This window comes from Pseudomonas sp. F(2018), assembly GCF_005508865.1.
Classification (GTDB): Bacteria; Pseudomonadota; Gammaproteobacteria; order Pseudomonadales; family Pseudomonadaceae; genus Aquipseudomonas.
Genome location: NZ_SCOM01000004.1, coordinates 176388 through 198972 on the forward strand (window position 1 = coordinate 176388; position 22585 = coordinate 198972).

General features: G+C 63.9%; 23 protein-coding genes and 2 pseudogenes. 8 read left to right on the forward strand and 17 right to left on the reverse strand.

The features are described 5' to 3' along the window. Window positions 1–144: 144 nt before the first annotated feature. The 6 genes from FFS62_RS17790 to FFS62_RS17815 all read right to left on the reverse strand — a co-directional run bounded on the left by FFS62_RS17790 (window position 145) and on the right by FFS62_RS17815 (window position 5803). The gene (locus FFS62_RS17790) at window positions 145–1602 is read right to left on the reverse strand and encodes an anti-phage dCTP deaminase (RefSeq protein WP_137974179.1); all 1458 of its coding nucleotides are present in this window, start codon (window positions 1600–1602) and stop codon (window positions 145–147) included. A 1150-nt stretch (window positions 1603–2752) separates the two neighbouring features. Further along, window positions 2753–3487, reverse strand: a complete 735-nt coding sequence (locus FFS62_RS17795) for a DUF6882 domain-containing protein (RefSeq protein WP_137974180.1) — start codon at window positions 3485–3487, stop codon at window positions 2753–2755. Between the two features lie 82 nt (window positions 3488–3569). Further along, entirely contained in the window at window positions 3570–3938 is a 369-nt protein-coding gene (locus FFS62_RS17800) for a DUF3592 domain-containing protein (RefSeq protein ID WP_171016367.1), read from the reverse strand. A gap of 86 nt (window positions 3939–4024) precedes the next feature. Next, window positions 4025–4363: a hypothetical protein gene (locus FFS62_RS17805; RefSeq protein ID WP_137974182.1), complete on the reverse strand. Its 339-nt coding sequence runs from the start codon at window positions 4361–4363 to the stop codon at window positions 4025–4027. 103 nt (window positions 4364–4466) lie between these two features. Further along, window positions 4467–5315 carry an OmpA family protein gene (locus FFS62_RS23550; RefSeq protein ID WP_137974183.1) on the reverse strand — a complete coding sequence of 283 codons (849 nt, stop codon included), beginning with the start codon at window positions 5313–5315 and terminating at the stop codon, window positions 4467–4469. A 74-nt stretch (window positions 5316–5389) separates the two neighbouring features. Further along, window positions 5390–5803, reverse strand: coding sequence for a hypothetical protein (locus tag FFS62_RS17815; RefSeq protein WP_137974184.1), 414 nt, complete (start codon window positions 5801–5803; stop codon window positions 5390–5392). A 172-nt stretch (window positions 5804–5975) separates the two neighbouring features. Here FFS62_RS17815 and FFS62_RS17820 point away from each other — a divergent pair, with 172 nt between their 5' ends. The 3 genes from FFS62_RS17820 to FFS62_RS17825 all read left to right on the forward strand — a co-directional run bounded on the left by FFS62_RS17820 (window position 5976) and on the right by FFS62_RS17825 (window position 7393). Further along, complete coding sequence (locus FFS62_RS17820) at window positions 5976–6686, forward strand: hypothetical protein (protein ID WP_137974185.1); 711 nt, start codon at window positions 5976–5978, stop codon at window positions 6684–6686. 149 nt (window positions 6687–6835) lie between these two features. After that, window positions 6836–6964: a hypothetical protein gene (locus tag FFS62_RS23470; protein WP_256662292.1), complete on the forward strand. Its 129-nt coding sequence runs from the start codon at window positions 6836–6838 to the stop codon at window positions 6962–6964. Between the two features lie 48 nt (window positions 6965–7012). After that, complete coding sequence (locus tag FFS62_RS17825) at window positions 7013–7393, forward strand: hypothetical protein (protein ID WP_256662294.1); 381 nt, start codon at window positions 7013–7015, stop codon at window positions 7391–7393. Between the two features lie 52 nt (window positions 7394–7445). Here FFS62_RS17825 and FFS62_RS17830 read toward each other — a convergent pair whose 3' ends face one another. Continuing rightward, window positions 7446–8171, reverse strand: coding sequence for an ABC transporter substrate-binding protein (locus FFS62_RS17830; protein ID WP_137974186.1), 726 nt, complete (start codon window positions 8169–8171; stop codon window positions 7446–7448). A 165-nt stretch (window positions 8172–8336) separates the two neighbouring features. Here FFS62_RS17830 and FFS62_RS17835 point away from each other — a divergent pair, with 165 nt between their 5' ends. After that, window positions 8337–8633, forward strand: coding sequence for a hypothetical protein (locus FFS62_RS17835; RefSeq protein WP_137974187.1), 297 nt, complete (start codon window positions 8337–8339; stop codon window positions 8631–8633). Between the two features lie 32 nt (window positions 8634–8665). Here the strand turns inward: FFS62_RS17835 and FFS62_RS17840 are convergent, their stop codons facing one another. Beyond that, window positions 8666–9007: a zinc ribbon domain-containing protein YjdM gene (locus tag FFS62_RS17840; RefSeq protein WP_137974188.1), complete on the reverse strand. Its 342-nt coding sequence runs from the start codon at window positions 9005–9007 to the stop codon at window positions 8666–8668. Window positions 9008–9137: 130 nt separating this feature from the next. Between FFS62_RS17840 and FFS62_RS17845 the strand changes: the two genes are divergently transcribed. After that, window positions 9138–10010 (forward strand): YihY/virulence factor BrkB family protein, encoded by an 873-nt coding sequence (locus FFS62_RS17845; RefSeq protein WP_137974189.1) that lies wholly within the window; start codon window positions 9138–9140, stop codon window positions 10008–10010. Window positions 10011–10012: 2 nt separating this feature from the next. Here the strand turns inward: FFS62_RS17845 and FFS62_RS17850 are convergent, their stop codons facing one another. The 7 genes from FFS62_RS17850 to FFS62_RS17880 all read right to left on the reverse strand — a co-directional run bounded on the left by FFS62_RS17850 (window position 10013) and on the right by FFS62_RS17880 (window position 17112). Continuing rightward, window positions 10013–10483, reverse strand: a complete 471-nt coding sequence (locus FFS62_RS17850; RefSeq protein ID WP_137974190.1) for an LEA type 2 family protein — start codon at window positions 10481–10483, stop codon at window positions 10013–10015. Window positions 10484–10542: 59 nt separating this feature from the next. Continuing rightward, window positions 10543–11949 carry a hypothetical protein gene (locus FFS62_RS17855; protein ID WP_137974191.1) on the reverse strand — a complete coding sequence of 469 codons (1407 nt, stop codon included), beginning with the start codon at window positions 11947–11949 and terminating at the stop codon, window positions 10543–10545. Between the two features lie 126 nt (window positions 11950–12075). Continuing rightward, a complete protein-coding gene (locus FFS62_RS17860; protein WP_137974192.1) occupies window positions 12076–14139 on the reverse strand; it encodes a bifunctional diguanylate cyclase/phosphodiesterase in 2064 nt (687 codons plus the stop codon). A gap of 249 nt (window positions 14140–14388) precedes the next feature. Next, on the reverse strand, window positions 14389–14970 hold the full coding sequence (sodB, locus tag FFS62_RS17865) for a superoxide dismutase [Fe] (RefSeq protein WP_137974193.1): 582 nt from the start codon (window positions 14968–14970) through the stop codon (window positions 14389–14391). Window positions 14971–15200: 230 nt separating this feature from the next. Next, window positions 15201–16043, reverse strand: a complete 843-nt coding sequence (locus tag FFS62_RS17870) for an EamA family transporter (protein WP_137974194.1) — start codon at window positions 16041–16043, stop codon at window positions 15201–15203. A 57-nt stretch (window positions 16044–16100) separates the two neighbouring features. Next, entirely contained in the window at window positions 16101–16709 is a 609-nt protein-coding gene (locus FFS62_RS17875) for a LysE/ArgO family amino acid transporter (RefSeq protein ID WP_137974195.1), read from the reverse strand. Window position 16710: 1 nt separating this feature from the next. Then, on the reverse strand, window positions 16711–17112 hold the full coding sequence (locus FFS62_RS17880) for an ACT domain-containing protein (protein WP_137974196.1): 402 nt from the start codon (window positions 17110–17112) through the stop codon (window positions 16711–16713). A gap of 95 nt (window positions 17113–17207) precedes the next feature. Here FFS62_RS17880 and FFS62_RS17885 point away from each other — a divergent pair, with 95 nt between their 5' ends. Next, entirely contained in the window at window positions 17208–18092 is an 885-nt protein-coding gene (locus FFS62_RS17885; protein WP_137974197.1) for a LysR family transcriptional regulator ArgP, read from the forward strand. 236 nt (window positions 18093–18328) lie between these two features. On the opposite strand, the pseudogene FFS62_RS23720 reads toward FFS62_RS17885, so the two are convergent. Continuing rightward, a pseudogene (locus FFS62_RS23720) lies at window positions 18329–18868 on the reverse strand (methyl-accepting chemotaxis protein); the annotation flags it as partial. Window positions 18869–19447: 579 nt separating this feature from the next. Then, window positions 19448–20287, reverse strand: a pseudogene (locus FFS62_RS23725) (cache domain-containing protein); the annotation flags it as partial. Between the two features lie 200 nt (window positions 20288–20487). On the opposite strand from FFS62_RS23725, the gene FFS62_RS17895 reads away from it, so the two are divergent. After that, window positions 20488–21477, forward strand: coding sequence for an NAD(P)-dependent oxidoreductase (locus FFS62_RS17895; RefSeq protein ID WP_137974199.1), 990 nt, complete (start codon window positions 20488–20490; stop codon window positions 21475–21477). A gap of 86 nt (window positions 21478–21563) precedes the next feature. Beyond that, window positions 21564–22583, forward strand: a complete 1020-nt coding sequence (locus tag FFS62_RS17900; RefSeq protein ID WP_137974200.1) for a Glu/Leu/Phe/Val dehydrogenase dimerization domain-containing protein — start codon at window positions 21564–21566, stop codon at window positions 22581–22583. The last annotated feature ends 2 nt before the right edge of the window (window positions 22584–22585 follow it).

Genomic DNA, 22585 nt, shown 5'->3' on the forward strand with positions numbered 1-22585 from the left:
TTTTATTTCAATCAGGTTTTCGTGGGGCAGATGACAGCTGCTTGGGCTCTGTTTCTTTTGCTTGGGAGGGTTTAGTTAACTGATACTCTCGTTTCCACTCGGGCCAATCTTGGGTTAATTTTTTTGCTTTATCAAAATTATTAATCATCTCGACTCCTCCATGCCCGATGCAGAGACAACCGTGTTTAATAAATTTACCTGATGGAGTTCAGCATCTAAATAAGATAACGGGATCATAGGCACTCGCAACTCTGCAGTACTTCGGTCCCACTCCATCAAATCCCCGTCTTTCTTGCGTTCAATTATCCTACCACTACTTAAGCTCATTGAAAACAAGTCGACAAATCTTCTTGGGCCGATTCCGACAAACGGCTCGAACTTAACTTTTGATTCGTCATCTTCTCCATATGATTCAATGGAGTCGCCGTGGAGTTTTATTGCATAGCTTTTAGGGTACGGCTCAACATATTTTACTTTGCCTATTCCGGCGGCAACTATGTGCTTCGCGCAGTTGTGACAAGGGTAGGTTGTTGTATATAAGGTTGATCCTCGAATCGCTAATCCGTTTCGTGCGGCCGAGAGTATGGCTTCCATCTCGGCATGAACGGCTCGACCATATTCGGTGATATTTAGAAGGCCCGTGTCTTTGAGTAGAGTAAGGCCGTCTTGAATTAATTCATCTTCTTGTTTGTTTGGGTCGGATGTTATTTTTCTCATGACTCCTAGTATTATTTTCTGTTTTTCTTTTTCATTTGAGTCTTCCTTCTTTATGTAGTCGCGCTGGTCGTTTTCAGTAGGCCAATAGAGGCCGCCCCCGAATTTAGGTACATCGTTTGCCCCGGTTGCGACTATGTCGTTATGGTTGTTTGCAATGACTGCACCTACCTGCCGTGATAAATCGGCGGACCTCAGCGAGGCTGCATATGCCATGAACATTGCATATTCGTCCTGGGTTGGTGGGACAACTGGCTTCGAAAATAGTAGATCCAAAATTCTAGATAGCTGAAAAGATAAGCGCTCTGTGTCATCTGTCGTTACAAACGCATCCGCCATTTGGAAAACATCACGGGTTCTTTGGCCAAAGTCTCCAGGTTCTTTGTCATCTCTTGCAATTAATCGATCAATTTGGTCTTCGGGAACGCCTTTGAGTTCCTTGAGATAGTATTTTCTGCTGGCGATGCTGGAAGAAATTCCTAGCAAGAAAAAGCCATCTCCATAAACTCTTCTAAGAGTTGCTACTTCGTCGGGATGCTTTAGTGATCTTATTACGTGAGCATGTCGTTTTAATGGCTCTGAATTTTCGCGGAGTTCATTTATTGCGTTGATTGCTAGTAGTGCGTAAAAGTCTCCGCGTCCTGATTTTTCGCGAAGCATTTTCCCTGTGTTCATTGCGAAGTCCAGTCTCTGAATTTCGCAGCTTATCTGGGGTGCTTCATCGCTGAAGCGCTTTCCCAGTTCGCTTACTTGTATTGGGTTGTACCCATACCGGAACTGTGTGAAAAAAGAATTCAGTCGAGTGTTAACGTCTTCAAGGTTTACACCTACTGGTGCAACCAATCCTATTACCAGTTCACAATCTGGGGCGTTAGTGTGGCTAGACATGGCTCGTTGCTTTTATTGGTTTTTAATGATGAATACTTGGGGTATTCGCCAGATTCTGTGCGTTATTAACAGTGAAGTAGTGAGGTGGAGTGGTATTTGATGGTTTCCATACTTTGCATTTGCGCCCTTGCAGCTCTACACCCCAAGGTGTGGGATATAGGATTGATCAAGTTATGCCTCGACAGCCCGTGTTTTCTCTGTACTCCAGAGCACCATGCGGGCTGGCTTCCCCTTTAGTAAGTAGCCTAGATATTCGTAGTGTGGACAATGCTTTGCTTGTTCACCATCGAGATTCAACGAAATTCTGCTAGCTCCAGAGCCACGTTTTTCGACTTCCCGGCGAGTCACTTTCTCTTTGCTTGCGGATCGCCGCCCGGTGCAAAGAGAAAGTAACCAAAGAGAAAGCACACCCGACATCCGGGTCTCGCTGCGCGAGACTTCCTTCGTTCCATCATTGCTCCAGGGGTACGCCACGAAGGGCCATCCCTGGCCCATCGCGGCTCTCGCGGCGTCCATGCCGCTCAAGCCTGCCCGGCCGGCCCACTTACACAACGCTTCCACTCAGCCTCCTGACGGGGCCCGATTCCCGGCCCGACCTTTCGGCGTGCTGGCGATGGCGTAGTGGGGGCGTTTGAGTTCGTTGGTGGGCTGCACCCACCCTACGGCGAGGCATACCGACAGCTCCGAGCTGCTTGAAACTCGAAACCTGCATGCGCGCGAACTCCCCGTCAGCAGGCCGAGCGTAGGTGTTGCGTAGGGGAGTGAGCCGCATGGATGCGGCGAGAGGCTTAAAGGGCCAGGGATGGCCCTTGTAAGCCGGCCCCCGGAGCAGCACCGGAGGGAGGGGAGTCGAGCGTAGCGAGACCCGGATGCCGGGGTGTGTTTCTTTGCTTACTTTCTTTGCACAAGCAAAGAAAGTGAGGCGCCCAGCAGGGCGAAACCTGACCATCAAACGGTGATTAAGCTGATCTTGGCGGGGAAGCTCAGGCGCAGAAAAGCTGAGGCCGAACCAGAAGGTCGGTAACCCAGTCCATTGGCGAGGAATCGTGGCAGCGAAGGCCATGAATGCATCCTTGCAGTTCGATGCCTCCGACCATACTGCGAATGATGGCTCAAAGCCATAGCTGACAACCCAGCCAGCAAATAGCCCTCAATTCACCCAGCGCGCCTGCTTCACCACCATATGCAGAAACCCATTATCACTAGGCGCGCGATAGGCACCGATGGCCCCCAAGTGCTTAGCCATCACCGCCGTCATCTCCCAGCCATCGACCGGCTCTGCCGCCCAGGTCGCGCTAGCCAGCTTGAGCAGGCCGAGCGAGTCGCCCAGGTCGCGCACGGCTCTCGAACCCACCCGCACCGGCTCCAGCAGCGAGTCATTGGCCCAGGCCCACATCCAGGTGTTGGAGCTGCTGGAAAAGCTGCCGACGAAATCGACATCGCATTCCACCACCGGCTTGCCGCCGTTGGAGAACACCAGCGTGGCGTTTTCCTGGTACCAGTCCCAGCGCTCGTAGTCGCCGATGCCGTAGGTTTCCATAAAGCTGGCCTGCCGCGCCTGCAGGTATTCGAAGCTGTCGCTGATCAGCTCGACCAGGGCGTCCTCGTCCTGCTGCCAGTTGCGTTCGCGGATATCGCAGTAGCAACCGGCGCAGACCATCTTGATGTCGGCGAAGGCTTCGGAGCGGTCGTTCCATTCGCCTTCCTGCTCCAGCACGGCGTCGCACTGGTCGCACCAGGCGTCCGGATAGGCGTCGTCGGGGTGTTCCGGGTCGTAGCCGACATTGAACCCCTGGTTTTCGCCGGCAGGCAGGTGCTGGCAGACGAACGTGGCAGGGCTCTTCCCGTGTTCGCCACATTCAACGGATAGCTCTTCGTCGCTCATGTTCTGTCCTTGTCAGATGGGAGTGGCTGCGCGGCGGCGCCTGGGGCCGCCCCAGCAAAAGGTAGGCCTTGGGCGCGGGTGGTCAAATATGCTTCAACAGGCTGCGCTCGGGCTCCTTCGGGTTGTAGTACACCCGCACCCGCTGCCCCACCGGATACTCGGCCAGCTCCCGCTGTGCGTTTGTCTCCCAGCTGTACCGGTTGCGCCGAATGCGTAAACGATCACCGCTGTAGCTAACCCCGTCCACGCTGTAGGAGTAGCGGACCCTCACCTCATATTCGTAGCGCATTGAGGATCGCTGCTCCGTAGTCCGAGTAATGTGTGATTCGGTGATCACGCCCTCGGTGGTCGGCCATTCCCGCGAGTCGCCCATCTCCAGCGCCTGCTGGATGCCGACGTACATCACCACGCCAAACACCAGCACATAGAACAGGTTCTTCAAGGTGAGCATGGGCATCCATCCATTGGATCAGGGGAGGCGAACCTAGCTTATTCGGGCCATGAAAAGAAGAAGCCCCGCATGAGCGGGGCTTCTGCTTACCAGCGATGGCCGTGGCCGTGGCCGTGATGGTGGTGATGGCGACGGTGATGCTTGCGCCAGTGCTTGTGGTGGTAGCGCGGCTCGGCCACGTAGTACACCGGCGCCGGGTAGTAGACCGGACGGGGCTCGTAGTAGACCGGGCGCGGTTCGTAGTAGACCACCGGCTCCGGCTCATAGACCCGCACCGGTCGCTGGCTGGCCAGAACGCCGCCGATAATGGCGCCGGCCGCGACACCGATGGCCACATCGCCGCCGTCTGCTGCTTGGGCCTGCTGCCCGCCGGCGAAAAGCAGGCTGGCAATCAGACCAGTGATGATGGGGATACGCGAAAGCATGGTCGAAGCTCCTGTGGGAAACCGGTCGTCCGGTTACAGCTTTCGACTGCGCTTCGTTCCCCGCATTGCGTCGAGCAATGTAAATCCTGTGTAAACGCCGGCTTTACTGTTTCACCAGCTCCACCCGGCGGTTCTTCGCGCGGCCGTCCTCGCTGCGGTTGTCGGCGACCGGGCGTTCCTGGCCGAAACCGGCGGCGTTGAGCCGTTGGGCCTCGATGCCGCCGGCGACTACGGCGTCCATCACCGCCTGGGCGCGGCGTTCGGACAGGGCCTTGTTTTCCGCTGCCTGGCCGACGTTGTCGGTGTGGCCCTCGATGGCCAGTTTCAGCTCCGGCGCGCTCTTGAGCATGCCGACGATCTCCGCCACGGTGGCCTTCCCGTCGTCCTTGAGTTCGGCCTCGCCGCTGTCGAAGTTGATGTACAGGGCGACGAAACCGTTGCGGTTGAGTTCGTCCAGCAGCTGGTTGGCGGTGACCAGCTGCTGCATGGCGGCGACTTCGACGATGTTCAGCCGGTAGCTCTGGGTCGGCGCGCTGAAGATGCCGGGTTCGACCCGTACCCAGATCTGCTTGCCGCCGGTGAGCACCTTGAGCGTGGTCTCGCCGCCGTCGCCCTCGGCGGGCAGGCGCTCGTAGACCACCTCGCCGCCGATCGCCTTGATCGCGTTCTGGTAGTTGCGGATCAGCTGCAGCGGGCTCGGCTGCTTCTCCGGGTTGTCGTGGAAGTAGAGGATCTGCGTGGCGTTGCCTTCGATGCTGTGGCGCTGCGGCACCCCGTCCTGGCTGCCGGTGGCGAACTCCACGGCGTTGAAGTACTGCTGGTACTCGGTGATGTGCGAGTCGGGGTAGCGGCTCAGCAGCGGGTGATCCTTGGCGCCGGCCAGGTCTTCGGCGTGGGCCAGCAGGGCGGTCAACAGCAGGCAGGGCAGGGCGAGAAGGTCGAGCATCCTCATGGCGGGCGCTCCTGAGGGCGGGTGTATTCACTCTAGCCCAGGGGAGTGCGGGAGACGGGCTCCCGCGCTCTGGATCAGGCCTGTTGGTGCTTGGACAGGTCGACCTTCATGTTGGTGCTGCCCTCGCAGCCGAACAGTTTGAGATGGGGGAACTCCTTGGCGATCTTGGCCTTCAGGTTACGGGCGAAGGCCAGGCCGTTGCAGGTGTCGAAGTAGATGCTGCCGTTCCAGCCATTGGGAGCCAGTTGCCGCAGCACATCGGCGAATTTGTCCACGGTGAAGTCGCTGAAGCTGTCGCCTTTGTCGCCGAAGTTATATGGATTGCCGTGGGCGGTGATGATCAGGATGTCGTCGCCGCTCAGGCGGCCCAGAGTCTGCGGAAGGGCAGCGAGCCGGCAGCCGCTGTAGCGAAAATCGGCTGGGTACTTGATGGCTTCTTCGCTGACTTTTTCATCGTCGCGGCACCAGGTGAGCAGGGTAGTGGCCATGGTGGTTCTCCTTTGGGTGGGCCCCAGGCATTGGGGTAGGCCGATCCTAGGAAGGCGATGGAGCGGGGTTCAGCGGGAAGCCATTCCCCAGTGGAGGCATGGCGCACGGTGCGATGGCGGCTTTTGCGCTTTACTGCTAGCCGAGGGTTCGTAGGAGAGCGGGGGCAATCCGATGACGAGGCTGGTCTGCGCCGTTGCGGCGCTGCTGTTGGCGTTCGGCCTGGGCGGCTGCTCCGGCCGCCTGGCGCACGAGTCCATCGTCAGCAAGAGCAGCGAGCCCCAGGCTGGCGAGTTCCTGCAGAGCGACGTGGACCGCATGGCAACGCTGGCCATGCGCGACAACCTCAACAGCCTGTACCAACTGATGAGCAAGCTATACCAGCGCAACCCGCAGGAATGGCGCAAGACCGGTCTGGCCACGCGGGCCGAGGCGGAGCAGGCGATCCACCAGGCCATCGAGCAGAACCAGCCGCTGCCGCAGCTGAAGGGGCGGCGCGACGTGGCGGCGCTCAGTTACTCGCTGGGGCCGGACTTCCAGGGCGACCGGGTCGGCGCCTTCATCTATGCCCTGGGCAGCATGCTGGTGACCGCCCATGGCGGGCGCACCGAGTTCTACCTGACCGACTCCTTCGACGCCCAGTTCATCCACAACGCCGCGCGCAATATCGAGAAGGCAGCCTGGATGCTCGCCCAGCGCCGCGACGCCAAGGGCCGGCCGCTGCTGCTGTCCAACGAGGGCAGCAACCTCAGCTACGCGGTGGAGTTCGGCAAGATGACCGCGCGCCTGGACCTGCTCACCCATGTGCTGGAGGAGCGTTACCGGCGCCTCGGGGTGAACTACGCGCAGAGCCTGCTGTTCCTGAATTTTCTGCCGGTGCAGTGACCGAGCAGTCTCCGCTTGAGTACCTGATCGAGTTGCCACTAATCTGCCATCGCGCTCAGGGACGAACGCAAGTGGTGGATTTGCGCCTCGTGTAGTCCCGGCGCGCCGGGCTCCGCCCGTACCAACCATCATGTACAAGGATTGCACCTATGCGTCGTTTGCTCTGCCTTTCGCTGTTCTCCCTGATCCTCACCGGCTGTGCCTCCTCCGCCAAGATCGAGGGCATGACCGTTGCCGAGACCCAGGCTCGCGCCAACACCTACGCCCCCGCCCTGTAGGACAACCTGCAGCTGAGTGAAGTCAAGGGTGGCCAGGAAACCAATCCGATGTGGACCTCTGAGATCGGTGGTCCGGAGTTCCAGGCCGCGCTGCAAAAGTCCCTGGGCAATGCCGGCCTGCTGAGCGCTGGCGACAAGGCTCCCTACTCGCTGCGCGCCAACCTGGTCCGCGTCGATCAGCCGATGTTCGGTCTGGACTTCGAAGTGACCAGCGAGGTCGAGTACACCCTGGTGGACAATGCCACCGGCAAGGAACTGCTGCGCGAAACCCTGCGTACTCCGTTCACTGCTGGCGTGGGTGACGCTTTTGTCGCCGTGACTCGCCTGCGCCTGGCCAACGAGGGTTCCGCCCGCGAGAACATCTCCGCTCTGCTCAAGCGCCTCGGCGAGCTGAACATCGAGGCCAAGCAGGTCTCGCTGAATCAGTGATCCATCGCAAAGGGTGAGGCCTGGCCTCACCCTTTCTCCTCCGCGTCGCCTCTTACTCCTCCCACTTGCGCAGTATCTTCTCCAGCTCCCCGCTGGCGCGCACCTTCTCCAGCGCCGTGCCGAACTGCCTGGCGCGCTGGCTGTCGCCCTTGGCGAAGGCCACGTAGCGCGGCATTTCCACCAGGGGCGTGGGCAGCAGGCGCACGCTGCTCTGGGCCCGTTGTTCCTGGATGAAATACAGCAGCTGGATGCGGTCGCCGACGATGATGTCGATGCGCCCGGCCAGCAGCATGGACACCAGCTGGCGTGGGTTCTGCGCGCTGGTATCGCGGCGCAGGTCAGCCTTGTCGAAGTTCGACTCGTAGGCGTAGCCACGGACCTGGCCGATGACGAAGGGGGTGAAGTCGTCCAGGGTCTTCCAGTCCTGGAGGCTGATCTTGTGGCTGGTCATGAACACGGTGGAGCCGGTGCGGATGGGGCCGGCCAGTTCGTACTGGGCCTTGCGCTCGGGCGTGCCGGCGAACTGGAAGGCCATTTCCGCCTCGTTGCGTTCGAGCATGCGTTTGACCCGCTCCCAGGGGTACAGGCGCAGGCTGTAGGCGACGCCGGCTTCTTTCATCACCGCCTCGACCAGGTCCACGTCGACCCCGCGGGGCGTGTCGTCTTCCTGGGTGACGAAGCTGTAGGGGGCGAACTGTTCATCGCCGACCACCCGCCAGGTTTCGGCGGACAGCAGCGGGCTGAATAGCAGGAGAAGGATGAGCGAAAGGCTGCGCATGCTGGCCTCCCTTGGGCGCTCCGGGGCACGCTGCGCGCCCCGCTTATCTCAGCCTAGTCGACCTTCGCGCCGGGGGAAGGATTTGCCTCTGCGCCGCGGCCCGAGCAGCGCGCATCGTGCAGCTGTCGCCGGCACGGGGCCGGCGCAATACGGAAGGAGGCCACCATGCCCACACTCAGCAAAGACGATATCGAGAAGCTCAAGGAGGCCGGTTGGGTCGAGCACTATTCCGGGCTGCCGGCCGACCTGTACTTCTCCAGCCGCGGCGCCCATGAGCCGTGGAGCGACAAGCCGCACCTGCACCTGAACTACGCGATGGACGGCAGCCTGCAGTCGCTGACCTGGAAGAACGATCAGGGCAGCAATACCTACCTGTTCCAGAGAGGCGAGTGGTTCGCCTTCGACACGGTGCCCGAGACGCTGAAAACCCAGGCCGAGTGGCTGAAGACCAACCTCAAGTGACTCCAGGCCCGGCCTTGCGCCGGGCCGTTTCCTCAGACCTTGCGCACGAACTCGGACTTGAGCTTCATCGGGCCGATGCCGTCGATCTTGCAGTCGATGTCGTGGTCGCCGTCGCACAGACGGATGTTCTTCACCTTGGTGCCGACCTTGACCACCAGCGAGGTGCCCTTGACCTTGAGGTCCTTGATCACGGTGATGCTGTCGCCGTCCTGCAGCAGGTTGCCCACCGAGTCCTTGATCACTCGCTCGCCGTCCCCGGCTTCCGGCGCCGCATCGGCCGACCACTCGTGGGCGCACTCCGGGCACACCAGCTGGCTGCCGTCCTCGTAGGTGTATTCGGAGCCGCAGTGCGGGCAGGGTGGCAGGGTGCTCATGAAGGTACCTCGGTCGGAGCGGAAAAGGCCGCAGATTGTATAGGGCTTTTACCTGGCAGGCGATTGGTCGAACCGATGGCGCTGCCCGGCCGTCCCACCTTGCAGGGAGAGCATGAGATGCGGAGGAGCCATGCCATTCATCGACCTGCGCGGCGTGTCCTGGTGGACCATCGTTCGCAAAACCGCCACCGACTTCATCGACGACGAACTGCCCACCTACGCCTCGGCGCTGGCATTCCAGCTGTTCTTCTCGCTGTTTCCCTTCCTGCTGTTCCTCATCGCCCTGATCGGCGTGATGGACGCCCAGCCGATCTTCGACTGGCTGCACCAGCAGGCCGAGCTGGTGCTGCCGCGAGATGCGCTGGGGCTGGTCGACCCGGTGATCGCCCAGCTGCAGACCCAGCAGGTCGGGCTGTTCTCCATCGGTATCCTGCTGGCCCTGTGGACCTCATCGGCGGCGGTGCGCTCGACCATGGCGGCGATGAACCGGGCCTACGGCGTGGAAGACGGGCGCCCGGCCTGGAAGCTGGTGCCGCTGTCGCTGCTCTACACCGTGGCGATTGCCGCCGCCTTGCTCCTGGCCGCGGCGCTGATGGTGCTCGGGCCGCAGGCGATGAACTGGCTGGCCATGCAGGTGGGCCTGGAGGAAACGGTGGTGCTGCTCTGGGCCTGGCTGCGCTGGCCGCTGGCGGTGCTGATGCTGGTGCTGGTGGTGGCCGCCGTGTACTACCTGGCGCCGGACGTGAAGCAGGAGTTCCGCTTCATCACCCCCGGCTCGATCCTGGCGGTGGTGGTGTGGATCGTCGCCTCGCTGGGCTTCGGTTTCTACGCGCAGAACTTCGCCGACTACAACGCGACCTACGGCAGCATCGGCGCCATCATCGTGTTCCTGCTGTACCTGTACATCTCATCGGCGGTGCTGCTGCTCGGCGCGGAGCTCAACGCGGTGATCGAACACCTTGCCCACGAGGGCAAGGAGCCGGGGCAGAAACAGGCGGAGTAGCGCTACTGCTGGCTGGCAGGCGGCTGCGGCCAGTTCAGGGTGCCGGCGTCGCTGAAGCGGGCCGTACCCAGCAGCCCGCCGCCCAGCTTGCCGCTCAGCTCATAGGGCAGGTCGCGCCCGCTCTGATAGCCTGCCGCCGCCCACGCCTGGCGCATCACCGAGAACGCGGAAATGCTCACCGGCACCCGCAGCAGGGCCTCGCCATAACGCGGCACCTGCCCCATCTGGTCGCTCACCCCGCTGGCCAGCGGCTGGCCGTTGACGTCCAGCTCCAGGGCCACGCCGTCGTAGTCGATGGGGTTGTCGTTGGGGTTCTGCACCCGCAACACCACGGCGAAGCGCACCTCCATGCCCTGCGCCGGCAATGGCTCCAGCCCGACCAGATCGATCCGCAGCGGATCGCGTGGCGCGAGCGAGGCGCAGCTGGTCAGGGCGAGGGCCATCAGCAGGATGGCGAGTGGTCGAAGGGGCATGCGGGGCTCCAGGCTCGATGAGTTACAGAGTAGGAGACCGCAGCGCCATCAACCTTGCTTCAGTAGGTGAGTCGGTAGCTGTTGTCTTCGCTTAGACCATCGAAAAGCAGACTGCTGGTTTTCGTGTCCCAGCCGAACGGCTGCTCGCGATAAGGGTCCCGCAACTCAGAGCTCTGCACATAAGCAGCTGCCTGATTAGCTGCTATTCGCTGGTTGCGCATATCTGCCAGCAGTACGCTGGCGCGGCGAAGCCCTTCCAGATCGGTAACCCGGAGCATATAGCCGGTGAAACCCGTTTCGCTTGCCTGCGCTTCAAGTATGAAGCCTCCCAGATTGCGCAGGTGCGAGAAGTTCAGCTCAGTTATCTTTCGGCTGCTCTCCAGATACTCTGCACGCTGCTTGGCGTCCTCCATGGTGGAGTAGGGCGCGGAGAATATTTCATCCAGCTCCAGCAGGAGGTCGGCGTACCGATTCATCGATGTCTGCCGAAGCAGCAACGGTGGGCCCAGTGCCTTGATGGCTTGCTGTTTCAGACTATCTTCGTCGCCCTTCTCGTCGGTAAGCCAGTTGAGTTCTCGAGCCTTCATCTGCTGCAAATAATCATCAACAAAGGCCGCCTCTCCGCTGAGCGTGCGTCGCCATGAACGCTCGCCTTCTGTGGCTGGTTCTCGCCACGCCTGAGTGGGCAAGAGTCCCGCATATTTGTCCTGATCCTGGAACAGCTGGATGGACCATAGAAAGTGCTGCCTGATCGCTGCATTGGCAATGAGACGGCTTATCAGAATGTCGGAGTTGGCCAGTGCCATGCGCCAGAACCGCAGGTCGGTATCGAGCATCTCCTGGGCTTGATGCAGATTGCCCTGGCGGGCGATCTTCCAGACATCGACCAGGTACAGGCGCTGGCCTTTCAAGGGGTGTTGATATTCGGGGAACGCGAATCGGATGTTGTATGGAAGCGGCTCATACATGGCCGGCAGCTTGATGAGCTCTTGATAGCGCTGCAGCAGTAGATGCTCTTGCTCCAGCCACTCGGCAAGGCGTGGTTCATGACCTTCCAGGCGTTGGGTGCATTGACCGTTGTTGGTGTTGCAGGCCTGGGTCAGTGGCTCAACGAACAGGGGAAGCTCATGGTCATGGCTGGTCCAGCGTGGGTACTCGGGCTCGATGAGGTCTTCGGTCCAGGGTTGTTGGCTGGCCCAGCGCATCCACTCGACACGCTGGCGCCCCAGTTCGATGGGATCTTGGTCGTCCGCAGCGGTGAACCCCAGCATGTACAGGTAGGCATTGTCCGGGGTGGCGACCGCGGGGCGCTCGGCGTGGATCCTGTCCAACTGCTGCGCTGCGGAGGAGGCCGGATCGTCTCGCCAGTTGATCAGCACTAGCGCTAGATAAATCAGCACGATGGTTGCGACGAGCAGACTGCTGCACACCAGCAGCCAGCGAAACAGCTTTCGAATGCCTTGCATGGGACTTCCCTGGCCACAAAAGCGCTGATCATAGCGCCGCTTGCGGAGATTGTCGGCGCTTGTGGACGTGACCGGGGAGGGGTTGGAGGCGCGCCGCACCACCGTCTTCCGGTGGGCGGCGGAAGGTCAGAGAGTAGCGGGGTTGCTGGCGCTGCTCAGGCGGCGGGCCTGCTTGAGGTAGAGGGTCAGTTCGCGGGCCGGCAGCGGTTTGCTGTACAGGTAGCCCTGACCCTCGTTGCAGCCCTGGGCGATGATGTAGGCCTCCTGCTCGGCGGTCTCCACGCCCTCGGCGATCACCTGCATGCCCAGGCTCTTGCCCAGCTGGATGATGGCGCGAACGATGGTCGCGTCGTCTTCGTCGTCCAGCAGGTCCTGCACGAAGCTCTTGTCGATCTTCATCTTGTCCAGCGGCAGGCTCTTCAGGTAGCTCAGCGAGGAGTAGCCGGTACCGAAGTCGTCGATGGCGATCAAGGCGCCGGCGCGGCGTAGGCTGAGCAAGTGCTGGGCGGCGGTGCTGATGTCTTCCATCAGGCCGGTCTCGGTGACTTCCAGCTCCAGGCTGCGCGGCGGCAGGCGGTAGACCTGCAGCAGGTTGCTGACCATGCGTGGGAGTTCGGCGTGGTGCAGCTGCACGGTGGACAGGTTGACCGCCATGCGCAGGTCGCTGAAGCCCTGGTCGTGCCATTCGCGCAGCTGGCGGCAGGCCTGGTCCAGCACCCATTCGCCGATGGCGATGATGGTGCCGTTCTGCTCGGCCAGCGGAATGAACAGGTCTGGCGGGACGAAGCCGTGTTGCGGGTGCTGCCAGCGGATCAGCGCTTCGACGCCGACCACGTGGTGGTCGCGGTAGTCGACCTGCGGCTGGAACACCAGGTGCATCTCGTTGCGGCTGAGCGCCTCGCGCAGTTCCTTTTCCAGCTCGCGGCGGCGACGCATCTCACTGTCGACGCTGGCGATGTAGAACTGGTAGCGGTTGCGCGAGCGGCTCTTGGCCAGGGTCATGGTCTGTTCGGCTTTCTGCAGCAGCTTCTCGGTGCTGTCGCCGTCTTCCGGGAACAGGGTGATGCCGATGGTGGCACGCAGGCGCACTTCCTGTTGTTCCAGGGCGAAGGGGGTATCGAGGCTGTCGAGGATGCTCTGGGCCAGTTCGGCGGCCTCGTAGGGCTGCTCGATGTCGGCCTGGACCAGGGCGAATTGGTCGCCACCGAGGCGGGCCAGGGCGCCGAGACGGCCGCTGTGGCTGCGCAGGCGGTCGGACAGGGCCAGCAGCAGCTGGTCACCGGTCTGGTAGCTGAACTGTTCGTTGATGCCCTTGAAGTCGTCGAGGCCGACGCACAGCACGGCCACGCGGCGCTGCAGGCGGCCGGCGTCGTCGAGGATCTGGTCGAGCTGCTGCTGCAGCTGTTGGCGGTTGGGCAGGCCGGTGAGGAAGTCGTACTGCGACATGCGCAGCAGGCTGTTCTCCGCCTCGCGGCGCAGGTGGGTGTTGCGCTCGATGGATTCCAGCAGCTGGTTGGCGGTGTTGATCCACAGCCCCAGTTCGTTTTTCTCGTTGCCGCGCAGCATGGGCAGCTTGTGCTCGCTGGGTCGGTCCGGGTTGATGTGGGTCAGGTGCTCGATGATCTTCGACAGCGGCTTGGTCAGTAGCCAGTGGTAGACCATGTACAGCACCAGGGCCATGGCCAGGGCGCGCAGCACGCCGGAGACGAAGATGATCACCGAGGTGGTGATGAAGTTCTCGCCGTAGCTGGCGGTGTCCAGGGTGATGGTCAGGTCGCCGTAGTACTCGGTGTACGGGCCCTTGCCGACCAGTTGGGTGGTGAAGGTCTGTTCCTTGCCGAGGATCGGGTCGGTGATCCAGCGGCTGGTAGAGGAGGTCAGCTCGCGGGAGCGTTCGGCGAGCATCGGCTCGTTCGGGTGGCCGATGGCGGCGTAGCGCACGGCTTCATGCTGGAACAGGCCCTCGATGACCTGCATGCCCATCTCGCGGTCGAGGCTGTAGACGGCCTGGGTGGACGGGTCGCGGAACATGCCGAGGATACGCTGGGCGTCGTTGGCCACGGCCTGGCGGGTCTTGTAGATGTCGAAGACGATCTGCCCGCAGCTCAGCACTACCCCGACCACCAATGCCGACATCAGGACAACACGCAGCAGTTTCAGTGACAGGCTGTTTTTCAGATCCAGCTTCAAATGCGTATTCCTTGTTCGCCGCCGGAGGCTCATGACCGTTGTGAGTATTGGCAAATGCGCGTGAGCCGTCAAAGGGCCATTACGTCATATCCCATATTTTTCGGGCCTGCATCGGCGAGACGATGGCCGGCGATGAGCGGGTGCGAATCATTCGCCGTCAGCGGTGGGCATGGCGCTTGCGCAGGTGCCGGGCGCGCCAACGAAAAAGCCCGGCTAAAGGCCGGGCTTTTCGTGAGCGCTGGATGCGACTCAGGCGGCGAAGTTCTTCGCCACGAAGTCCCAGTTGACCAGGTTCCAGAACGCCTCGACGTACTTCGGACGCAGGTTGCGGTAGTCGATGTAGTAGGCGTGTTCCCAGACGTCGCAGGTCAGCAGCGGGGTGTCACCGCTGGTCAGCGGGCAGCCGGCGCCGATGGTGCTGGCCAGGGCCAGGGAGCCGTCGGCCTTCTTCACCAGCCAGCCCCAGCCGGAACCGAAGGTGCCGATGGAGACCTTGCTGAACTCTTCCTTGAACTTGTCGAAGGAACCGAAGGTGGCGTTGATGGCATCGGCCAGGGCGCCAGTCGGCTGGCCACCGCCGTTCGGCGACAGGCAGTTCCAGTAGAAGGTGTGGTTCCAGATCTGCGCGGCGTTGTTGAACACGCCGCCGGAGGAAGTCTTGATGATTTCTTCCAGGCTCTTGCCTTCGAACTCGGTGCCCGGCACCAGGTTGTTCAGGTTCACCACGTAGGCGTTGTGGTGCTTGCCGTGATGGTATTCCAGGGTCTCGGCGGACAGGTGCGGCTCGAGGGCGTTTTTCTCATACGGCAGCGGCGGCAATTCGAAAGCCATGGTCTATCTCCTCATCATCAGGTCGGGATATGTGCGACTAGCGCAGGCCGTTCACGGGGCGGCCGGAATACGGGCGGCGACGAGTTTGTACTCTTTAATGTGCCGCGAGGCCGGGATCATAGCACCCGACCCTGGCCATATCCACGCAGCAACTGTGTGGGAAAGCCGATGCCAGGGGCTTCGCCGACTCTTGCCTGGGACCGTCGGCCGGGCGGGAAGTGCGAGGGCGATCAGGCCAGTTTCATCAGCGCCACGCCGGCTGCGATCACGCAACAGGCGATCAGGCGCAGTGCCGGCATCGACTCCTTGAGGAACAGCCAGCCGATCAGCAGGGCGAACAGCACGCTGGTTTCGCGCAGGGCCGAGACCATGGCCACCGGCGCCTGGGTGGTGGCCCAGATCACCAGGCTGTAGGCCAGCATCGACATGGCGCCGCCCGCCAGGCCGCCGCGCCAGTGCGGCCCCAGCTGCAGGAAGATACCTGGCCCACGCCGCCCGGCGATGACCACTGCCGCCACCACGCCATTGACCGCGAACAGCCACAGGGCGTAGGCGATGGCATCGCCATTGGTGCGCGCGCCGAGGGCATCGGACAGGGTGTAACCGGCGATACAGGCCGCCGTGGCCAGGGCATTGAGCACCAGCGGGCCGCTGGGGGCACCGCCGGCATGGCCGCCGCGCCAGGCCATCAGCCAGATGCCGCCGACCAGCACCAGCAGGCCCGTCCATTGCCCCGCGTGCAGCGCATCCCCGGCCAGCAGTGCCAGCAGGGCGACCAGCAAGGGCGAGCTGCCGCGGGCGATCGGATAGGCCTGGGACAGGTCGCCGTGCTGGTAGGCGCGCGAGAGGAAGATGTTGTAGCCGATATGCAGCAGGGCGGAGAGGGCGATGTAGGGCCAGGCGCCGGTCAACGGCAGGTTGAAGAAGGGTAACGCCAGCAGGGCGATGCAGCCGGCGCCGATCTGGATCAGCGAGGCGGTGAGGAAGCGGTCGAGGCCGATCTTCAGCAGGGCGTTCCAGCCCGCGTGCAGCACCGCGGCGGCCATCACTACGGCAAAGACGGTTGTATCCACGCGCGGCTTCCTGGCTGGCGGTCGAGCGCCGCAGCATAACGCTGCGACGCCCGCTGGTCATGCGCCGGGTGCGTTGGCGATCAGTTGCCAGGCCACGGCGAACATCATGGCTGCCACCGCCAGGTCGAGCAGGCGCCAGGTGGCCGGGCGTGCCAGCCAGGGGGCGAGCCAGGCGGCGCCCAGAGCCAGGGTGAAGAACCACAGCAGCGAGGCACTGGCCGCGCCCAGGGCGTAGGCGCCGGGCACCGGTTGCTGGGCGCCGAGGGAACCGATCAGCAGCACGGTATCCAGGTACACGTGCGGGTTGAGCAGGGTCACCGCCAGGGCGGCCAGCAGCACCGCACGGCGTGAGCGCGGGCCGCTGTCCTGCTGTTGCAGGGCCTGAGGGCTGAGCGCGCGGCGCAGTGCCTGCACACCCAGCCAGAGCAGGAAGGCCGCGCCGCCCCAGCGCGCCACGGCGAGCAGCAGCGGACTCTTCGCCAGCACGGCGGCCAGGCCGAATACCCCGGCGGCGACCAGCAGGGCATCGCACAGCACGCACAGCGCGGCCACCGGCAGGTGATGCTCGCGGCGCAGGCTCTGGGCCAGGACGAAGGCGTTCTGCGCGCCAATGGCGACGATCAGCCCGGCCGCCACCAGCAGGCCGTTGAGGTAGCTCTGCCACATCTCAGCGGCTCTCCGCGGCCAGCCGCTGCAGCGTCGCCAGGGCGCGCTCGGCGTCTGCCTGGGCGACGAACAGGTGGTCGTGGTGGTAGCCGGCGATCACGTTGCAGCTGATGCCTTCCCTGGCCAGCGCAGTGGCGAAGGCGGCGGTGAGGCCGACGGCGGCCAGCGAGGAGTGCACCTGCAGGGTGATCCAGGCGGCCACGTAGTCGTAGGCCAGGTCGAGGCGATCCGCCTCGGCGCGCGGCAGGATTAGGGTGGTGCCCTCCGCCTCGCGGAAGCTGCCGATGGCGACGGCGTCATGCAGCACGGTCGGGCCGGCCACCGAGCAGAACACGAACTCGCCCGGGTTGAGGCGCGGCGACAGGGTAGCTAGCAGGGTGCTCAGGGAAGTTTCGCCGGTCATGGCGGAGTCCTTGTAAGGGTTGCGATGCTGGCCAGTCTGGGCAGATCGGTTGTATAAGAAAAACAAATCATGCTGATCTCTCATTAGGAAAACTGATGTTCGACTACAAGCTGCTGGCGGCCCTCGCGGCCGTGGTGGAGCAGGGTGGCTTCGAGCGGGCCGCGCAGTTGCTCGGTCTGTCGCAATCGGCGGTGTCGCAGCGGATCAAGCTGCTCGAGGCGCGGGTCGGCCAGCCGGTGCTGCTGCGCGCCGCGCCGCCGGCGCCCACCGAGATCGGCCGACGCCTGCTCAACCATGTGCAGCAGGTGCGCCTGCTCGAGCGCGACCTGCAGGGCCAGGTGCCGGCGCTGGACGAGGGCGGCAGCGCTGAGCGCCTGCGCATTGCGCTGAACGCCGACAGCCTGGCGACCTGGTGGGCGCCGCTGATGGGCGACTTCTGCGCCGAGCACCGCCTGCTGCTGGATCTGGTGGTGGAGGACCAGGACGTCGGCCTCAAGCGCATGCGCGCCGGCGAGGTGGCCGGTTGCCTGTGTGCGGCCGAACGCCCGGTGGCGGGTGCCCGCGCCTTGGCGCTGGGTGCCATGCGCTATCGCGCACTGGCCAGTCCGGCCTTTATCGCCCGGCATTTTCCTCAGGGCGTGGACTTGCAGCGCCTGGGTCAGGTGCCGGCCATCGTCTTCGGTCCGGACGATCTGCTGCAGCACCGTTACCTGGCGGGGTTGGGTATCGGTGGTGGTTTTACCCATCACCTGTGCCCGTCCTCCGAGGGCTTCGTGCGCCTGACCAGCGCCGGCTTCGGCTGGGGCCTGGTGCCCGAGCTGCAGGTGCAGCGCGAGCTGGCTGCCGGCCTGCTGGTGGAGCTGTTGCCGGGGCGGCCGCTGGATGTGCCGTTGTATTGGCACCATTGGCGCAATGGGGGCGAGCTGTTGAGTCAGCTGACCCGCCATCTGGAGCGTGGGGTGGGGGAATGGTTGGTTTGATGGGCTCGTCCAGGTAGCGCACGAGCTGCCGCGGTGGACTGTTCGCTGCGTTCCTGAGTCCCCTACGAGGGGCCCCTGAGTCGGCCGTAATTCCGGATATGGTTGGGGAGTGCAGGGCGAAACGTAGGGTGTACTCGCCGCGGGCAGTACACCGAGGTGCCGCGGTGGGCTGTTCGCTGCGCTCCTGAGCCCCCCCTACAAGTGCAGTCCGAGCCAGCCCTAGCCCATGCGGTGCCTCAGAGCTGGAACTGCGCCACCAGCTGTTCCTGGCTGCCGGCCACCTTGCGCAGGTGTTCGCCGCAGTCGCGGGTGTGGGCGGCGGTGCGGCGGTTTTCGCCGGTCATGTCGTTGAGGCGGTGCATATGCTGGTTGACCTCCTGGGTGGTGGCCGCCTGTTGCTCGGCTGCGGCGGCGATCTGGAAGGCCAGCGCGTGCACGCCCTGCAGCGAGTCGTCCAGGTGACCGAGGGAGCCGAGCACGGCCTGGGTTTCCACCTCCAGGGCGCGGGCCTGTTCGCTGGAGCCCTGCATGCGTGCCTGGGCCTCGCCGGAGGATTCGCCGAGGGCGGCGACTATGGTGACGATCTCCTCGGTGGCGCTGCGAGTGCGCAGGGCCAGGTTGCGCACCTCGTCGGCCACCACGGCGAAGCCGCGGCCCTGCTCGCCGGCGCGGGCCGCCTCGATGGCGGCATTCAACGCGAGCAGGTTGGTCTGCTCGGCGATGGCGCGGATCACCTCCAGCACCGAGCCGATCTGCTGGCTGTCGCTGGCCAGGGTCTGCACCACCTGATCGGCGCCGCGCAGGCCGGCGAGCAACTGGTCCTGCTGGCCGATCATGCGCTGCAGGCTGCCCTGCACGGTGACGAAGGCATCGCGCGCGGCGGCGCTGCCGTCGGCGCTCTGGCTGGCGTTGCTGGCGATCTCCTGCACGGTGGCGGCCATCTGGTCGACGGCGCTGACCACAAGCTCCAGGGCTTCCTGTTGCTGGTCCAGGCTGCTGCTGGTGCGGCCGGCGGCGCCGAGGATATCGCCGCTGGCATCGCCCACCGCCTGGCTGGCCTGGCGCAGGCGTTCGACCACCTGGCGCCAGGCCCGCGCCATCTCGTGCAGGGCCTGCATCAGGCCGCTGTGCTCGGCGCCCTCGGCGCTCAGGCGCAGCTCGCCGGCGGCCAGGCGCCGGGCCAGTTCGGCCATGCTGCGCGGCTCGCCGCCCAGCGGGCGCATCACGCTGCGGCTGACCAGCCAGGTGGCCAGGGCCACGCCGGCGATGGTCAGCAGCACCAGCACCACCACCTGCCACATCAGGGTGCGGACCGCGGCGTAGGCCTGTTCCTGGTCCATCTCGGCGACCAGCGCCCAGCGCCGGCCATCCAGCTGCAGCGGGACGAAGGCCTTGAGCACCGGCTGGCCGTTGAGGCCGGGTTCGGCCAGGCGACCCTGCTGGCCGGCCAGGGCCTTGCCGATGGCAGCGCCGGGCAGTTGCTCGCCCTGCTGACCGTCACGCGCCACCTTGTGTTCGGTGAAGCGCACCGAGTCGGAGCGCAGGCGGCCGTCGGCACCGACCAGATAGGTCTCGCCGGTCTCGCCCAGACCCTGGCGGGCCTGCATCACCCGGTTCAGTTCGGTCAGCGGCAGCTCCAGCACCAGCAGCAGTTGCAGCTCGCCTTCCTCGACGATGGGCGCGGCGAGGAACTGGCTGGGCTCGCCGCCGGGTGTGCTCACCGCCAGGTCGCCGATCTCCGCCTGACCGCTGTCCAGTGCGGTGCGCACCACTTGGCCGAGCGGGGTATCGCGCCAGGCGGGATCGCCTAGCTGCTGCTGGTAGTCGGCGCCGCGCTGCAGGCTGAACAGCACATGGCCGTCGCGCGACACCAGCTTGAGTTCGCGGTAGCCGAAGGTCTCGATGAAGTTCTGGAAGATCGGCCGGTCATAGTTGGCGGTGCTGAGCAGGGCGGTTTCATCCAGCCCGGCGTAGCTGGTGCCCAGGTTGCTGGCCAGGGCGGCGAGCTGGTTGTGGCGCGCCTGCCAGCTGTCCTGCAGTTGCTGCTGTTTGATATTCGCTACGGCCTCCAAGCCATTCAGGGCCTGCTCGCGCAGGGCCTGACTGGCCTGCTGGTAGACCGTGAAGGCCATCGCCAACACGGGAATTAGACCGATCATCAGGAAGCTGATGGCAAGCTTAAGGCGCAACGGCATGTCGGGCGACTCCGCGGGTAGATGGGTGACATAGGGTTTAAAGCGTCAAATATTTTGCAATAAGCGTGCAAATTACTTAACGAGTGTCAAAAAAGTTGAGCGCTGGGCCTGCAAGGCCGCTGTTCTGGCCGCCTGGGCAACAGCTAGGGCGTGTGGCGGCTGCTAGAGTCGGTGGCATAACAAGATCGGGGGCGGTGCAGATGAAGATTCTGGTAACGGGTGCGAGTGGCTTCATTGGGGGGCGTTTCGCCCGTTTTGCCCTGGAACAGGGCCTCGGCGTGCGGGTCAACGGGCGGCGGCCGGAAGGCGTGGCGCACCTGACCAAGCGTGGCGCCGAATTTGTCCAGGGCGACCTGTCCGACCCGGACATGGCGCACAAGCTGTGTCGCGACGTGGAGATGGTGGTGCACTGCGCTGGCGCCGTCGGTACCTGGGGCACCCGCGAGCACTTCCACCAGGGCAACGTGGTGCTGACCCAGAACGTCATCGAGGGCTGCCTGGGGCAGAAGGTGCGGCGCCTGGTGCATCTGTCCTCGCCGTCGGTGTACTTCGATGGCAAGGCCCATGTCGGGCTGCGCGAAGAGCAGGTGCCGAGCAAGTTCGTCGACCACTACGGCGCCACCAAGTACCTGGCCGAACAGAAGGTGTTCGAGGCCCAGGAGTTCGGCCTGGAGGTGATCGCCCTGCGCCCGCGCTTCGTCACCGGTGCCGGCGACACCAGCATCTTCCCGCGGCTGATCGAGATGCACCGCAAGGGTCGTCTGATGGTGATCGGCAACGGCCTGAACAAGGTCGACTTCACCAGCATGCAGAACCTCAACGACGCCCTGTTCAGCAGTCTGCTGGCGGCCGGCCCGGCGCTGGGCAAGGTGTACAACATCAGCAATGGTGCGCCGGTGCCGCTGTGGGACGTGGTCAACTTCGTGCTGCGCCAGTTCGACCTGCCGCCGGTGACCAAACACATGCCGTTCGGCCTGGCCTACGCCGCCGCGACGCTCAACGAGAACATCTGCAAGCTGCTGCCGGGCCGCCCGGAGCCGGCGCTGTTCCGCCTCGGCGTGGCGGTGATGGGGCGCGACTTCTCCCTCGATATCAGCCGCGCCCGCCAGTACCTGGAGTACGAGCCGCAGGTGCCGATCTGGACGGCGCTGGAAGAGTTCTGCAACTGGTGGAAGGTGCAGGGGCGATAAGCTCAATCCGGCTTATTCCCGCCTGCCCGGCCCCGGCACGGCGGCCGACCTATACTGGCCTGTAAAGCCAGCGAAGGAAGTCCGCCATGTTCACCATGATGGAAAGCGCCAGGCTCGAAGCGCTGCATCTAGCCCATGATCCTGCCACCGGCCTCAAGGCCATCATCGCCATCCACAACACCCGGTTCGGCGCCGCCCTGGGTGGCTGCCGCTACCTGGCCTACCCCGACGACGACAGCGCCATTCGCGACGCCACGCGCCTGGCCCAGGGCATGAGTTACAAGGCCGCCCTGGCCGGCCTGGAGCAGGGCGGCGGCAAGGCGGTGATCATCCGCCCGCCGCACGTGGACAGCCGCGGCGCGCTGTTCGAGGCCTTCGGCCGCATGATCGATTCGCTGGGCGGTCGCTACATCACCGCGGTGGACAGCGGTACCTCCAGCGCCGACATGGACTGCATCGCCCAGCAGACCCGCCACGTCACCAGCACCACCTCCGCCGGCGACCCCTCGCCGCACACGGCCATGGGCGTGTACGCCGGCATCCGTGCCACCGCGCTGGCGCGCCTCGGCAGCGACGACCTGCAGGGCCTGCGCGTGGCGGTGCAGGGGCTGGGCAACGTCGGCTACGCGCTGGCCGAGCAGCTCGCCGCGGATGGGGTGGAACTGTTCGTCAGCGATCTCGACCCCGGTCGCGTACAGCTGGCGGTGGAGCAGCTCGGCGCTCGTCCGGTGAGCAGCGAAGAGCTGTTCTCCACTCCCTGCGACATCCTCTCGCCCTGCGGCCTGGGCGGCGTGCTCAACAGCCAGACGGTGAGCGAGCTGCACTGCGCGGCCGTGGCCGGTGCGGCCAACAACCAGCTGGCTCACGCCGAGGTCGCCGACGAGCTGGAGGCGCGCGGCATCCTCTACGCGCCGGACTACGTGATCAACTCCGGCGGGTTGATCTACGTGGCGCTCAAGCACCGGGGCGAGGAGCTGCCGGCGATCACCGCCCACCTGGCGAAGATCGGCCGGCGCCTGACCGAGATCTACGCCCACGCCCAGGCCGATAAGCGCTCGCCGGCGCGGGTCGCCGACGCGCTGGCCGAGCGCCTGCTGTACGGCTGAGC

Bases quoted from the DNA above. Each gene is read 5' to 3' on its own strand.
- FFS62_RS17790 (WP_137974179.1), bottom strand. From the start codon at position 1,602: ATGTCTAGCCACACTAACGCCCCAGATTGTGAACTGGTAATAGGATTG.
- FFS62_RS17795 (WP_137974180.1), bottom strand. From the start codon at position 3,487: ATGAGCGACGAAGAGCTATCCGTTGAATGTGGCGAACACGGGAAGAGC.
- FFS62_RS17800 (WP_171016367.1), bottom strand. From the start codon at position 3,938: ATGCTCACCTTGAAGAACCTGTTCTATGTGCTGGTGTTTGGCGTGGTG.
- FFS62_RS17805 (WP_137974182.1), bottom strand. From the start codon at position 4,363: ATGCTTTCGCGTATCCCCATCATCACTGGTCTGATTGCCAGCCTGCTT.
- FFS62_RS23550 (WP_137974183.1), bottom strand. From the start codon at position 5,315: ATGAGGATGCTCGACCTTCTCGCCCTGCCCTGCCTGCTGTTGACCGCC.
- FFS62_RS17815 (WP_137974184.1), bottom strand. From the start codon at position 5,803: ATGGCCACTACCCTGCTCACCTGGTGCCGCGACGATGAAAAAGTCAGC.
- FFS62_RS17820 (WP_137974185.1), top strand. From the start codon at position 5,976: ATGACGAGGCTGGTCTGCGCCGTTGCGGCGCTGCTGTTGGCGTTCGGC.
- FFS62_RS23470 (WP_256662292.1), top strand. From the start codon at position 6,836: ATGCGTCGTTTGCTCTGCCTTTCGCTGTTCTCCCTGATCCTCACCGGC.
- FFS62_RS17825 (WP_256662294.1), top strand. From the start codon at position 7,013: ATGTGGACCTCTGAGATCGGTGGTCCGGAGTTCCAGGCCGCGCTGCAA.
- FFS62_RS17830 (WP_137974186.1), bottom strand. From the start codon at position 8,171: ATGCGCAGCCTTTCGCTCATCCTTCTCCTGCTATTCAGCCCGCTGCTG.
- FFS62_RS17835 (WP_137974187.1), top strand. From the start codon at position 8,337: ATGCCCACACTCAGCAAAGACGATATCGAGAAGCTCAAGGAGGCCGGT.
- FFS62_RS17840 (WP_137974188.1), bottom strand. From the start codon at position 9,007: ATGAGCACCCTGCCACCCTGCCCGCACTGCGGCTCCGAATACACCTAC.
- FFS62_RS17845 (WP_137974189.1), top strand. From the start codon at position 9,138: ATGCCATTCATCGACCTGCGCGGCGTGTCCTGGTGGACCATCGTTCGC.
- FFS62_RS17850 (WP_137974190.1), bottom strand. From the start codon at position 10,483: ATGCCCCTTCGACCACTCGCCATCCTGCTGATGGCCCTCGCCCTGACC.
- FFS62_RS17855 (WP_137974191.1), bottom strand. From the start codon at position 11,949: ATGCAAGGCATTCGAAAGCTGTTTCGCTGGCTGCTGGTGTGCAGCAGT.
- sodB (WP_137974193.1), bottom strand. From the start codon at position 14,970: ATGGCTTTCGAATTGCCGCCGCTGCCGTATGAGAAAAACGCCCTCGAG.
- FFS62_RS17875 (WP_137974195.1), bottom strand. From the start codon at position 16,709: ATGTGGCAGAGCTACCTCAACGGCCTGCTGGTGGCGGCCGGGCTGATC.
- FFS62_RS17880 (WP_137974196.1), bottom strand. From the start codon at position 17,112: ATGACCGGCGAAACTTCCCTGAGCACCCTGCTAGCTACCCTGTCGCCG.
- FFS62_RS17885 (WP_137974197.1), top strand. From the start codon at position 17,208: ATGTTCGACTACAAGCTGCTGGCGGCCCTCGCGGCCGTGGTGGAGCAG.
- FFS62_RS17895 (WP_137974199.1), top strand. From the start codon at position 20,488: ATGAAGATTCTGGTAACGGGTGCGAGTGGCTTCATTGGGGGGCGTTTC.
- FFS62_RS17900 (WP_137974200.1), top strand. From the start codon at position 21,564: ATGTTCACCATGATGGAAAGCGCCAGGCTCGAAGCGCTGCATCTAGCC.